The 12,322-nt window shown below is 71.1% G+C and carries 11 protein-coding genes; 4 read left to right on the top strand and 7 right to left on the bottom strand.

Features of this window, described 5'->3' with window-relative positions; genetic code table 11:
• The first annotated feature begins 175 nt into the window (after nucleotides 1-175).
• Nucleotides 176-865, top strand: coding sequence for a lysophospholipid acyltransferase family protein (locus tag AB0M63_RS33020; RefSeq protein ID WP_355919201.1), 690 nt, complete (start codon nucleotides 176-178; stop codon nucleotides 863-865).
• Between the two features lie 9 nt (nucleotides 866-874).
• On the opposite strand, the gene AB0M63_RS33015 is transcribed toward AB0M63_RS33020, so the two are convergent.
• The 5 genes from AB0M63_RS33015 to argH all read right to left on the bottom strand — a co-directional run bounded on the left by AB0M63_RS33015 (nucleotide 875) and on the right by argH (nucleotide 6,534).
• Nucleotides 875-2,398, bottom strand: a complete 1,524-nt coding sequence (locus tag AB0M63_RS33015) for an MFS transporter (protein ID WP_366021941.1) — start codon at nucleotides 2,396-2,398, stop codon at nucleotides 875-877.
• Nucleotides 2,395-2,961 carry a helix-turn-helix domain-containing protein gene (locus tag AB0M63_RS33010; protein ID WP_355919208.1) on the bottom strand — a complete coding sequence of 189 codons (567 nt, stop codon included), beginning with the start codon at nucleotides 2,959-2,961 and terminating at the stop codon, nucleotides 2,395-2,397. The genes AB0M63_RS33015 and AB0M63_RS33010 overlap by 4 nt, the downstream gene beginning before the upstream one ends.
• 83 nt (nucleotides 2,962-3,044) lie before the next feature.
• Complete coding sequence (locus AB0M63_RS33005; RefSeq protein WP_355919211.1) at nucleotides 3,045-4,016, bottom strand: aldo/keto reductase; 972 nt, start codon at nucleotides 4,014-4,016, stop codon at nucleotides 3,045-3,047.
• A 78-nt stretch (nucleotides 4,017-4,094) separates the two neighbouring features.
• Entirely contained in the window at nucleotides 4,095-5,069 is a 975-nt protein-coding gene (locus tag AB0M63_RS33000; protein ID WP_366021940.1) for a pyridoxal-phosphate dependent enzyme, read from the bottom strand.
• 37 nt (nucleotides 5,070-5,106) lie between these two features.
• Nucleotides 5,107-6,534, bottom strand: coding sequence for an argininosuccinate lyase (argH, locus tag AB0M63_RS32995; RefSeq protein ID WP_366021939.1), 1,428 nt, complete (start codon nucleotides 6,532-6,534; stop codon nucleotides 5,107-5,109).
• Between the two features lie 252 nt (nucleotides 6,535-6,786).
• Here argH and AB0M63_RS32990 point away from each other — a divergent pair, with 252 nt between their 5' ends.
• Both AB0M63_RS32990 and AB0M63_RS32985 read left to right on the top strand, forming a co-directional pair.
• On the top strand, nucleotides 6,787-7,644 hold the full coding sequence (locus tag AB0M63_RS32990) for a hypothetical protein (protein ID WP_366021938.1): 858 nt from the start codon (nucleotides 6,787-6,789) through the stop codon (nucleotides 7,642-7,644).
• Nucleotides 7,645-7,802: 158 nt separating this feature from the next.
• Nucleotides 7,803-8,507, top strand: a complete 705-nt coding sequence (locus AB0M63_RS32985; protein WP_366021937.1) for a L,D-transpeptidase family protein — start codon at nucleotides 7,803-7,805, stop codon at nucleotides 8,505-8,507.
• Here the strand turns inward: AB0M63_RS32985 and AB0M63_RS32980 are convergent.
• On the bottom strand, nucleotides 8,494-10,062 hold the full coding sequence (locus tag AB0M63_RS32980; protein WP_366021936.1) for a HAMP domain-containing sensor histidine kinase: 1,569 nt from the start codon (nucleotides 10,060-10,062) through the stop codon (nucleotides 8,494-8,496). The two genes, AB0M63_RS32985 and AB0M63_RS32980, sit on opposite strands and share 14 nt — an antisense overlap.
• A gap of 13 nt (nucleotides 10,063-10,075) precedes the next feature.
• Nucleotides 10,076-10,816 (bottom strand): response regulator transcription factor, encoded by a 741-nt coding sequence (locus tag AB0M63_RS32975; RefSeq protein WP_355919228.1) that lies wholly within the window; start codon nucleotides 10,814-10,816, stop codon nucleotides 10,076-10,078.
• Nucleotides 10,817-10,966: 150 nt separating this feature from the next.
• On the opposite strand from AB0M63_RS32975, the gene AB0M63_RS32970 reads away from it, so the two are divergent.
• On the top strand, nucleotides 10,967-12,319 hold the full coding sequence (locus AB0M63_RS32970) for a ferric reductase-like transmembrane domain-containing protein (RefSeq protein ID WP_366021935.1): 1,353 nt from the start codon (nucleotides 10,967-10,969) through the stop codon (nucleotides 12,317-12,319).
• Nucleotides 12,320-12,322: the final 3 nt, after the last annotated feature.

Here is a 12,322-nt window from a genome sequence, read left to right as displayed (position 1 = left end):
ATCAGCAAGGAACGCGAGATGCGTCACAACATGGCGGCCCGGTTACGGGACGGCTCCGGCACGCCACCGCAGGTAAACATGCGTCAACACCGCGTAAGACCTGGGTGAACCCGATGTGCAATACCCCGGGCGCCGCGAGTATCGTCCTCACCTGCACAGACTTATATCGAACCCCTTGACACCGGAGGGCCCGTTGTCCCGCTTCGCGCTCATCAAGGCAGTGCTCGGACCGATCATGCGCCTGATGTTCCGCCCACGGGTGGAGGGTGTGGAGCACATCCCGGGCGACGGGCCGGTGATCCTGGCCGGGAACCACCTCACGTTCATCGACTCGATGATCCTTCCGCTGGTCTGCGACCGCCAGGTGTTCTTCATCGGCAAGGACGAGTACGTCACCGGCAAGGGCTTCAAGGGCCGCCTCATGGCCTGGTTCTTCACCGGCGTCGGCATGATCCCGGTGGACCGGGACGGCGCGAACGGCGGTGTCGCCGCGCTGATGACCGGACGCCGCGTCCTGGAGGAGGGCAAGGTCTTCGGCATCTACCCCGAGGGCACGCGGTCCCCCGACGGGCGCCTGTACCGGGGCCGCACCGGCATCGCCCGCCTCACGATGATGACGGGCGCGCCGGTGGTCCCCTTCGCGATGATCGGCACGGACAAGCTGCAGCCGGGGGGCAAGGGGATTCCCCGTCCCGGTCGGGTCACCGTTCGGTTCGGTGAGGCGATGGAGTTCTCCCGGTACGAGGGGATGGACCGGGACCGCTATGTGCTGCGGGCGGTGACCGACTCCGTGATGACCGAGGTCATGCGGTTGTCGGGGCAGGAGTACGTGGACATGTACGCCACGAAGGCGAAGGCGGCCTAGGGAGCACCTCTAAGGTGTGCTGTCCAGCCGTTGGTCCCGCAGCATGAACCATGCCGCGACTGCCGTTGCCAGCAGGACGATCGCGCCCGCGCCCACCGCGATGGACAGGCCGTCCACGAAGGCCGCGCGGGCCGACGACAGCATCTGCTGAGCCGCGTCCGTCGGCATCCCCGCCGCCGCCTCCACCGCGCCGCCCAGTGACTCGTGCGCCCCGCTGGGGGTGCCCGCCGGTGCCGCGAAGTCCCGGTACACGCCCGTCACGATCGAGCCGAGTACGGCGATGCCGAGGGCCGCGCCGAGTTCGTACGCCGTCTCCGAGACCGCCGAGGCCGCGCCCGCCTGTTCCTTTGGTACGGAGGAGAGGATGACGTCGGCGGTCACCGTGAAGGAGAAGCCGGCGCCGACGCCGACCACCAGCAGTGCGGCGCCGAGGAGCGGGTAGCCGGTCGACCGGTCCACGGACGTCAGGACCGCGAGGGCCAGGCCCACCGCCGCGAGACCGCCGGCGACGATCGCGCGGACCGAGAAGCGGCGGGCCGCCCGACCCGCGATCAGACCGGCCGCCACCGCGCCCACGGCTGCGGGGATTTCGGCGAGGCCCGCCTCGAACGGGCTGCGGCCCTGGACGAGTTGCAGGTACTGGGAGAGGAAGAAGACCAGCCCGGACAGGCCGAGGATGGTCAGCAGGTCGGCGAGGACCGCGCCACCGAAGCCCCGGTTGCGGAACAGGCGCATGTCCAACAGCGGTACGGGCATGGTGAGTTGGCGCCGGACGAAGCCGTACAGCGCGGCCACGCCGAGCAGGCCCGCGGTGGCCGTCGTAGCGGTGAAGCCGTGGGTCGCCGCCTCCTTGACCGCGTACACCGTGGCGATCATGCCGACCAGGGACAGGATGACGCTGAGCAGGTCCCACGGCCCGGGGTTCGGGTTCTTCGACTCGGGGAGCGTCTTGACGCCGACCAGGACGAGGACCGCCATGACGGGCAGGTTGATGAGGAACACCGAGCCCCACCAGAAGTGTTCGAGCAGGAAGCCGCCCGCGACGGGGCCGACTGCCGTACCGGCGGAGGCGGTTGCGCCCCAGACGCCGACGGCGAGGCTGCGTTCGCGCGGGTCGTGGAAGAGGTTGCGGATCAGGGCGAGGGTGGCGGGCATCAGGGTCGCGCCCGCGACGCCGAGCAGCGCCCGGGCCAGGATCATCAACTCCGGTGTCGTGGCATAGGCGTTGAGGACCGAGATCGCGCCGAAGGCGGTGGCGCCGACGAGCAGGATGCGCTTGCGGCCTATTCGGTCGCCGAGGCTGCCCATCGACACCAGCAGGCCGGCGATGACGAAGGAGTAGACGTCGCCGATCCACAGGAGTTGGGTGCCCGAGGGCTTCAAGTCCTCGCTGATGTAAGGGGTTGCGAGGCCCAGGACGGTCGCGTCCACGGCCACCAGCAGCACGGCGAGCACGAGGACGGAGAGCGCGAGCCACCGGCCCGGGCGCTTCTCCGTCTCCGTCGCGACAGCCGGCCGCAGGGTGCTGGTCATGATTCCTCTCTCCGTGTTTCATCTCTTCTGAGTGCTCCGCCGAGCAGCAGCTCGACGATCATGTGCGTGAAGTCGTTGGCGGCGACCCGGCCCTCCTGGACGGCCCAGGCGCCGGAGGCCATCAGGCCGTACAGGGCCTCGGTGAGCCAGGCCGGGGTGAGGTCGATGCGGAACTCGCCGCTCGACTGGCCGCGCCGGAAGAGCGCGGCGATCCGGTCGTCGATGCGGGTCCAGCCCTCGTTCTGTCCCTCGCCCTCGAAGAGCTGGTTCTCGGTGTAGAGGAACGCGAGCAGACCGGCCGCGGGCTCCAGCGCGCGCACCAGCCGTCGTACGGCGTCGCTCGCGGGCCCCTCGGCCAGGCGGGCCGCGTCCAGGGCCGCCTCGCACTCGGCGATGCCGAGCGCCTCCAGCGCGCGGACCAGGGCGTCACGCCCGGCGAACTGGCGGTGCAGGGTGGCCCGGCTGATTCCGGCCGCCTTGGCGACCTCGTCCATGGTGGACGTGGATTTCCGGGTGAGCAGGGCGGCTGCGCTGCGCAGTACGTGGTCACGGTCGACGGCCATGAGACAACCATAACCCACATGAGACATTAATGTCTCACCGCGGGCATGTGTGACTCATGGCCCGGGGTTCAACAGGTGTCCCGTCAGTGCCAGGGCAGCTGTCCGCGCCGCTCCCAGTACGTGTGCGGTTCCTCCGCCAGCGCGTCGAGACGGGCGAGCTGGTCGTCGTCCAGGTCCACGACCGCCGCGTGCAGATTGGAGGCGAGCTGCCCCACCGTCGCCGCGCCGGACAGGGCCACGCCGGCCCACGGCTCGCGCAGGATCAGGGCCAGCGCGATCGCGTCGGTACCGAGGGACGTCTCTTCGGCTACGGCCTTCAGGGCGTCCGGCGCGTACGGCTGAGCCAGCCGCCCGTTGGCCATGCCCTCCTTGACGATCACCGTGAGTCCGGCGTCGTGGGCCTCGGCGAGGGCGGGGCCGGCCGAGGTCTCCAGGGCGTTGTACGTCGACTGGACGGTCCGGAAGAGGGGCTCGCCGTCGACCGTCACGGCGAGCGCGGCGCGGATGGCGTCGGCCTGGGCCGGACCGCTGGTCGAGAAGCCGATGGTGACTCCCCCGGCGGCGGCCTCGGCCAGCCTCGCGTGGAGTTCCTTGTCGGTGAGGGCCGGGCTGTCGGGGGTCACCGAGTGGATCTGGTAGAGGTCGAGGCGGTCGCCGAGCAGGGCGGCGGTCTCGGCGCGCTGGCGCTCGTAGGTCTGGACGCTGTGGTCCTTGACCTCGTGCTTCTCGGCGTCGGTGGACCAGTCGGCGGTGTAGGTGTAGCCCCATTTGCTGCCGACCACGATGTCGTCGAGGTCGGGGCGGGCGGCCAGCCAGTCGGCGAGGAACTCCTCGGAGCGGCCGTAGGAGCGGGCCGCGTCGAAGTAGCGGACGCCCTGCGCGTAGGCGGCGTCGAGCAGTTCGTGGGTGCGGGCGCGCAGGGACTCCGCGCTGCGGTCCTCGCCGAGGTCCTGGTCGCGGCCGAGGTTGATGTAGCCGGGGCGGCCGACGGCGGCGAGGCCCAGTCCGAGGTGGCTGGTGGGGGTGGTCGCTGCGGCCAGTCGGGCGAAGGGCATCGCGGGCTCCGTTCGGTCGGTTCCGGTGGGGCGGTTCCGGTGGGGCTGCGACCAACGTAACCCGCGATGACCTTGGCGTCAGGGGCCGGGAGCGGGAGTCGTCCAGCGGCGGTGGGCGTCCACGTCCACGTTGCTGCCGCACACGATGGTGACGACATGCCGGCCGGCGAAGCGGTCGCGGTCTTCGAGGATCGCGGCGATGCCGAGCGCGGCCGAGGGTTCGACGACGAGGCCGGCGTGGTCGAGGAGCAGCCTCATACCGGCGATGACCGACGCCTCTTGGACGAGGACGGCGTCGTCGGCGACCAGGAGGAGGTCGTCCAGGACGGCCGGGATGGGATACCGGCCGGCGACGCCGTCGGCGATGGTGTCGGTCGAGTCGGTGGTGACGACCCGTCGCGCGCGCCAGGAGAGAGTCAACGCCGGTGCGCCCAGCGGCTGTACACAGATCACCTCGACGTCGGGCGCGAGTTCCTTCAGCACATGGCCCACTCCGGTGGCGAGCGCTCCGCCGCCGAGAGCGATCAGCACGGTGTCGAACTGCGGCGCGGTGTCCACCAGTTCCAGACCGATGGTCGCCGCGCCCTCGCAGGTCTCGATGTCCAGGCTGTCCTCGACCAGCCGGATGCCGTCGTGGCGTGCGATGGCCGCCGCCCGCTCGCGCGCCAACTCGTGGTCGCCGTCCACCAGTTCCAGCCCGGCGCCCAGTGCGCGGATGCGATCGAGCTTGGTCCGGGTCGCGAAGCGGGAGGCCACGACGGTGATGTCGAGACCCCGGCCGCGACCGGACCACGCGAGTGCCTGGCCCAGGTTGCCCGCACTCGCGCACACCGCGGCGCGCGAGCCGTCGCCGGCGAGTCGGCTCGCGATCACCTCGGTGCCCCGGCCCTTGAAGCTGCGGACCGGGTTCGCCGTTTCGAGCTTGACGCTCACCGCACATCCGAGGGCGGGCTCCAGCGCCTCGCACCGGTACAGCGGAGTGTCGAGAAAGACCGGGTCGATCACCTGGCGGGCGGCCCGGATCCTGGCGGTGTCGAGACGTGTGTGCCCCATCAGCATCAGGATCCAGCCCCCCGCCCCCGAAAACCCCTCAGCTCTTCGCCGTGGCCCAAGCGTGCTGAACCGCCAAGTCCTGCTTCACCTCGGCCAGTTGGACGGCCACCGCGCTCGGGGCCGTGCCGCCGCGGCCGTTGCGGGACGCCAGGGCGCCGGGGACGTTGAGGACCGTGCGGACCTCGGGGGTGAGGTGGGCGGAGATCTTCGCGAACTGTTCGTCGGTGAGGCCGTCGAGTTCGATGCCCTCGGACTCCGCGACCTTGACGCACTCGCCGGCGACCTCGTGCGCGACCCGGAACGGGACACCCTGCCTGACCAGCCACTCGGCGATGTCGGTGGCGAGGGAGAAGCCGGCCGGGGCCAGTTCCTCCATGCGCTCGCGGTGGATGGTCAGGGTGGCCATCATGCCGGTGAACGCCGGGAGCAGGACCTCCAGTTGGTCGATGGAGTCGAAGACCGGCTCCTTGTCCTCCTGGAGGTCGCGGTTGTAGGCGAGGGGGAGCGCCTTGAGCGTGGCCATGAGGCCGGTCAGGTTGCCGATCAGGCGGCCCGACTTGCCGCGCGCCAGCTCCGCGATGTCCGGGTTCTTCTTCTGCGGCATGATCGACGAGCCCGTGGAGAACGCGTCGTGCAGGGTCACGAAGGAGAACTCCTTCGTGTTCCAGATGATGACCTCCTCGGCGATCCGGGAGAGGTTCACCCCGATCATCGCGGTGATGAAGGCGAACTCGGCGACGAAGTCACGCGAGGCCGTGCCGTCGATCGAGTTGGCGACCGAGCCGTGCTCGAAGCCGAGGTCCTTCGCCACCGCCTCCGGGTCCAGACCGAGGGAGGAACCCGCGAGGGCTCCCGAGCCGTACGGCGAGACGGCCGTGCGCTCGTCCCACTGCCGCAGGCGTTCCGCGTCCCGGGACAGGGACTGGACGTGGGCCAGGACATGGTGGGCGAAGAGCACCGGCTGGGCGTGCTGGAGATGGGTGCGGCCGGGCATCGCGACGTCCGGGTGCGCCTCCGCGAGACCGACCAGCGCGTCCTGGAGGTCCGCGATCAGACCGCCGATGGAGCGGGCGTGGTCGCGCAGGCACATCCGGAACAGCGTCGCGACCTGGTCGTTGCGGGACCGGCCGGCCCGCAGTTTGCCGCCGAGGTCGGGGCCGAGGCGCTCCAACAGGCCGCGCTCCAGGGCCGTATGGACGTCCTCGTCGGCGATCGTGCCGACGAAGGAGCCGTCGGCGACGTCCGCTTCGAGCTGGTCGAGGCCCGCGAGCATCCGGGTCAGCTCGTCGTCGTCGAGGAGGCCCGCCTTGTGCAGCACGCGCGCGTGGGCGCGGGAACCGGCGATGTCGTAGGGCGCGAGCCGCCAGTCGAAGTGGACGGACGCGGACAGCTTCGCCAGGGCCTCGGCGGGACCGTCGGCGAAACGACCGCCCCAGAGCCGTACGTCACCGCTGTTGCTGCTCACTTGCGCTGCTCCTCAAAGGCTGTGGATGGGTCGGTCGTCACGCTTGCAGTGTCCCCGCATCGCGTCCCGCGGTATCCGCGGTATCCCTGCATCATGTCGCATGCATGATTATGCAGAGCCACGCATGATTCGTCAATTTTAGCGGCCCTTGAACACCAGCAACCGCTTTCCCGTACCTCTCGCCGAACGCAGGCGCCGCGTTTCCCCCACGAGTCACTCCCCGTTCACCCCTGACCCGAGTGAGGCATTCGCATGTCCAGGGCTCTCCCCAAGTACAACAAGCGTCGCGTCGTGTTCATCGGCGGTGCCGCCGCCGTGGTGTTGTCCGGCGCGGTCATCGCCGGTTCCGCTCTTGCCGGTACGCCCGACAAGAGCAGCACCACGCAGAGCGCCCGGACGCTGTCCGACCCCGGGACGATCACCTGCCCGGACGTGAAGTCGCAGCTCCCCGCCGTCCCGGCGTCCGCGCAGGCCGAGGTGGACCGCAACCTCGCCCTCCTGGACACCCAGATCGCCGAGGCCAACAAGCGACTCGTCGACACCGTCGGACAGGGCGGGGCGAACTTCGTCCAGAACGCCATCCTCGGCCCGCTGAAGGACAAGCGCGTCTCCACCATCGACCGCATCGCCATCTCCATCGGGCGTCAGGGCACCAAGCCGACGGGCCTCGACGCGCTCGCCGAGTGCACCCTCGACGCGGCCGGCACGAGCGGTTCGACCGGTGCGACGGACACGGCGACCGCGACCCCGAGCGCCACGGCGGCCGCCACCCAGGCGGCCGGGGAGACGGACGACACCGCCGCCACTTCGAGTGCGGTCGGCACCATCACCTGCCCGGACGTGAAGTCGCAGCTCCCCGCCGTCCCGGCATCCGCGCAGGCCGAGGTCGACCGCAACCTCGCCCTCCTGGACACCCAGATCGCCGAGGCCAACAAGCGACTCGTCGACACCGTCGGACAGGGCGGACCCAACTTCGTCCAGAACGCCATCCTCGGCCCGCTGAAGGACAAGCGCGTCTCCACCATCGACCGCATCGCCATCTCCATCGGGCGTCAGGGCACCAAGCCGACCGGTCTGGACTCCCTGGCCGCCTGCACGCTCACCCAGTGACGTGACAGGCAGCCGTGGCCGCCCCGATGAACGCCGGCCGGGGCGGCCACGGTGATGTCCGGACCAGGGTCCCTTCGCCTGTAGGCATTGTCTGGACGCCTTGCCTGTTCGGCTCACCTGAGGTGCCGTCACCGTGTACGCCCTCTACCGTCTGAGCCATGCGTCCCGGTGTCGTCGCCCTCGCGTCCGCGTCACTTCTCCTCGTGCTCGGTGCGGTGCCCGCGCATTCCGCGGAGCCCCCGCTGCCCCTGTCGCTCGCGGACACCGGGGGCGGCGGTCAACTGGTCCTCGCCCGGGCGCCGCGTGCGAACTCCACAGCGGGAACGCTCAGTTGGTGGGAGCGGCGGGGTGGGAGATGGGTCAAGGCCGGTTCGGCCGCCGCCCGGTTCGGGGCGAAGGGGCTGGTCGAGGGCGGGGCGCGCAAGCAGGGGTCCTTTACGACTCCCACCGGGTTGTACGACCTGCCGTACGCCTTCGGGATCAAGGCCGCTCCGGGTCGGACCCGGGCGAAGTACCGGCGGGTGAACGGGAGTTCATGGTGGTGCGAGGACACCCGGTCGCGGGTCTACAACCGGTGGAGTGAGCCGCTGGCCGGCGACTGCCGGGCGTCCGAGTCCGAGCGGATGATCTCGTACCCGACGCAGTACGCGTACGGGTTCGTCATCGGGTTCAACTACGCCAAGCCCGTGAAGGGGCGGGGTGCCGGGATCTTTCTGCATGTCAACGGGCGTGGGGCCACGGCTGGTTGTGTGTCCGTGCCGGTGGACGCGATGCGGAGGATTCTCGCCTGGGTCGATCCCGGGCGGCGGCCGCACATCGCGATCGGGACCGCCGGCGGGGCTACGGCGATCAGTCGGTACTGACCGCCACCGGAAGCCGAACCGTGAACGTGGTCGCTCCCGGACGGCTCTCCAGCGTCACGCTTCCCCCGTGTGCCTCCGCCACCGCCACCACGATCGACAGGCCCAGCCCGGCTCCTCCTCCGGTTGCCGCTCCCCCGCCCTCCGTCCGTCGACGGTCCGCCCGGGTGAAGCGTTCGAAGACTCCGGGCTGGACCTCCTCCGGGACTCCCGGGCCGTCGTCGTGGACCAGCAGGCAGATCGTGCCGAGCCCAGCCCCGGCTTCCGCCGTCTCCGTCTCCGCCTCCAGTGCCACGGTCACCTTCGTACCAACAGGCGTGTGCAAACGTGCGTTGGCCAACAAGTTGGCCAACACCTGTTGGAGGCGGTGGGCGTCGCCCGTGACGGTGACCGGTTCCTCGGGGAGTTCCAGGGCCCAGCGGTGATCGGGGCCCGCGGCCCGCGCGTCGGCGACCGCGTCGAGGACCAGGCGGGTGAGGTCGACGGGGCGGCGTTCCAGGGGGCGGCCCGCGTCGAGGCGGGCGAGGAGGAGCATCTCGTCGACCATCACGCCCATCCGGGCGGACTCGGACGCGATGCGCTCCAGCGCGCGGGTCACCTTGGGCGGGACGGGGTCCGGGTGCAGCAGCGCGAGTTCGGCGTGACCCCGGATCGACGCCACCGGGGTCCGCAGCTCATGGCTCGCGTCGGCCGCGAAGCTGCGCAGGCGTTCCTCGCTGGCGTGCCGGTGGGTGAGCGCGTCCTCGACATGGCCGAGCATGCGGTTGAAGGCACCGGCGACCCGGCCCACCTCACTGCGCGGATCCGACTCGGGCGCCCGGGGCGGCAGGGCCACCTCGCCGCTGGCCAGCGGGAGTTCGCTGACCAGCGTGGCCGTGGCGGCGACCCGGCTGAGCGGCCGCAGCGACCAGCGCACCCAGAGGGCGCCCGCGAACCCGGCGGCCAGCAGGGCCGCGCCGAAGACGATCGCCTCGACCGCTTCCAGCCGGTGGACGGTGGCCTCCACCGACTCCAGCGGGAGCCCGGTGATCATCACGTCTCCGTCCCGGCCCTTGGAGGCGAGGACGCGGTATCTGTCGAGGGACGAGAGGTAGATGGTGTGGGCCCTGCCGTCGACCGGGATCGCGGCGAGTTCCCTCCGGTCCCGCGCGGTCAGGGCGACCTTCAGGTCGGTCGTGGCGCCCCCCTTGTCGGTGGGCACGACCGCCGCGTTGGTGACGGTGCCGTCGACCAGACGGGCACCGAAGGTACCCGGCGCCTGCCGACGGGTGTCGCCGCGTTCCCTGTCGTCGGCGTCGTGGTCGGTCGGCGTCGTGCCCTTGTGTTCCAGGCTGGCCGGGAACTGTGTCCCGACCTCCACCAACTGCTGGTCGAGCCGGCCGGTGAGAAAGCCGTCCAGCTCGATCACCGCGGCCACCCCGACGGCGGCGCAACTGACCGCGAGCAGCACCACCAGGCCCGCCGTCAGGCGCGCCCGCAGAGTGTGCGGCCGGGGCAGTCGCCGCAGCCACCGCCCGACGGCCCGCGGCGCCCTGCTCACCCGTGACGCCCGGCTCATCGGACGACCGCGCTCATCGGACGACCGGCTTGAGCACGTACCCGGCCCCGCGCACGGTGTGGATCATGGGCGTCCGGCCCTGGTCCACCTTCTTGCGCAGGTAGGAGATGTACAGCTCCACGACATGGGCCTGGCCGCCGAAGTCGTAGGACCAGACGCGGTCGAGGATCTGGGCCTTGCTGAGGACGCGGCGCGGGTTGCGCATGAGGAAGCGGAGCAGTTCGAACTCGGTCGGCGACAGTTCGATGAGCTTGCCGTCGCGGCTGACCTCGCGGGCCTCCTCGTCCATGACCAGGTCCCCGACGGTGATGCGGGGGCCCTCCTCCTGCTGGCGGGCCATGCCCGCGCGGCGCAGCAGTCCGCGCAGCCGGGCGACCACCTCCTCCAGGCTGAAGGGTTTCGTCACGTAGTCGTCGCCGCCCGCGGTGATGCCGGCGATGCGGTCCTCGACCGTGTCCCGTGCGGTGAGGAAGAGCACACAGACGTCGGGCTTCACCTCGTGCAGGGTGCGCAGCACTGCGAAGCCGTCGGTGTCGGGGAGCATCACGTCGAGGACGACGGCGTCGGGCCGCAGCTCGCGCGCCCCGGCGACGGCGGAGGCCCCGTCACCGGCCGTGCGGACCTCCCAGCCCTCGTAGCGCAAGGCGCCGGAGAGCACCTCGGCCAGGTCGGGGTCGTCGTCGACGACGAGGACGCGCACGGGAGTGCCGTCGGGGCGGGTGAGGGCCGGTCGGCCTGAGCGAGTCGTGTTCATGGCACTACCAGCATCACCCCTCGCACAGCCCCCGGCCGCCGTGAGCCCCTCTGAGTTTCCTCTGAGTCCTCTGAGAAAGGCGCCCGCTCAGAGATCCCTCAGAGGTTCGGCCCGCACAGTGGCGTGCAGGAAACGTGAAAGGACACACACATGACCACCGTGTACGAGCAGCGGAAGGCGCCGCCCGTGCCACCCGTCGCCCGGCGTTCACCGGCGGTCCCGGTGCTCGCCCTGCTGTGGGCGGGCGCGGCGGCCGTCGTCGCCCTGTGGTGGGCGGACACCGGCTCGGTCGTCGGGGCCGCGGGCTGGCTGACCGGCGGCGGCCGGATCGCCGGGCTGCTGTGCGGGTACGCCTGCGCGGTGCTGGTGGGCCTGATGGCGCGGGTGCCGCTGCTGGAGCGGCGGATCGGCTCGGACCGGGTGGCACGCTGGCACGCGATGGCCGGCCGCTACACGGTCTGTCTGCTGGTCGCGCACATCGTGCTGATCCTGCTCGGGTACGCGGCCCAGGACCGCGCCTCGGTCGTGCACGAGACGGTGACGGTCGTCCTGGACTACCCGGACATGCTGAAAGGCACGTTCGGTGCGCTGATCCTCTTCGCGGTCGGCATCACCTCGGCCCGTGCGGCACGCCGCAGGCTCAGCTACGAGTTCTGGTACTACGTCCATCTCCTCACGTACGTCGCCGTGTTCCTCGCCTTCTTCCACCAACTGACCCTGGGCAACGAGTTCAACGGCCACGCCGGTGCCACGGCCGCCTGGTACGCCCTGTATCTGGGCGTCGCGGCACTGGTGTTGTGGTTCCGGGTGCTCGCCCCGGTGCGGCTCAACCTGCGGCACCGGCTGCGGGTCGAGTCGGTGCACCGGGAGGCGCCGGGCGTGTACTCCGTCGTCGTCCGCGGGCGGCATGTCGACGACATGGGCGCGGAGGCCGGGCAGTTCTTCCGCTGGCGGTTCTTCGGCGAGGGCATGGGCTGGACGTCGACGCCGTACTCGCTGTCGGCGCCGCCCCGCCGGGACATGCTGCGGATCACGGTCAAGGCGCTCGGCGACCACAGCGCGGCCGTGCCGCTGCTGCGGCCGGGTGCCCGGGTGTGGGTGGAGGGGCCGTACGGCTCGCTGACCGCCGACCGGCGCACCTCCCACAAGTCGCTGCTGATCGGGGCCGGTGTCGGCATCACCCCGCTGCGGGCGCTGTTCGAGACGCTGCCCGGCGAGGTGACGCTGCTGTACCGGGCGCGTACGGCCGAAGACCTGGCGCTGGGCGGGGAGTTGGAGTCGATAGCGCGGTGGCGCGGGGCGAAGGTGCTGTACGCGCTCAACGGGCCGCAGGGGCAACGCCCTTCGCTCACCCCGGCTGCCCTGCGCGAGGCGGTGCCCGATCTCGCCGGGCACGACGTGTACATCTGCGGTCCGCACGCGTTCGCCCAGGATCTGTACGGGGCGCTGCGCGCCGCCGGTGTGCCGGACCGCCGTATCCACCACGAGTCGTTCGAGCTGTGAGGC

It is taken from the genome of Streptomyces sp. NPDC051576, assembly GCF_040681835.1.
Classification (GTDB): domain Bacteria; phylum Actinomycetota; class Actinomycetes; order Streptomycetales; family Streptomycetaceae; genus Streptomyces.
The sequence above is the reverse complement of the archived record's forward strand: the minus strand, read 5'-3'. Positions and strand labels throughout refer to the sequence as shown.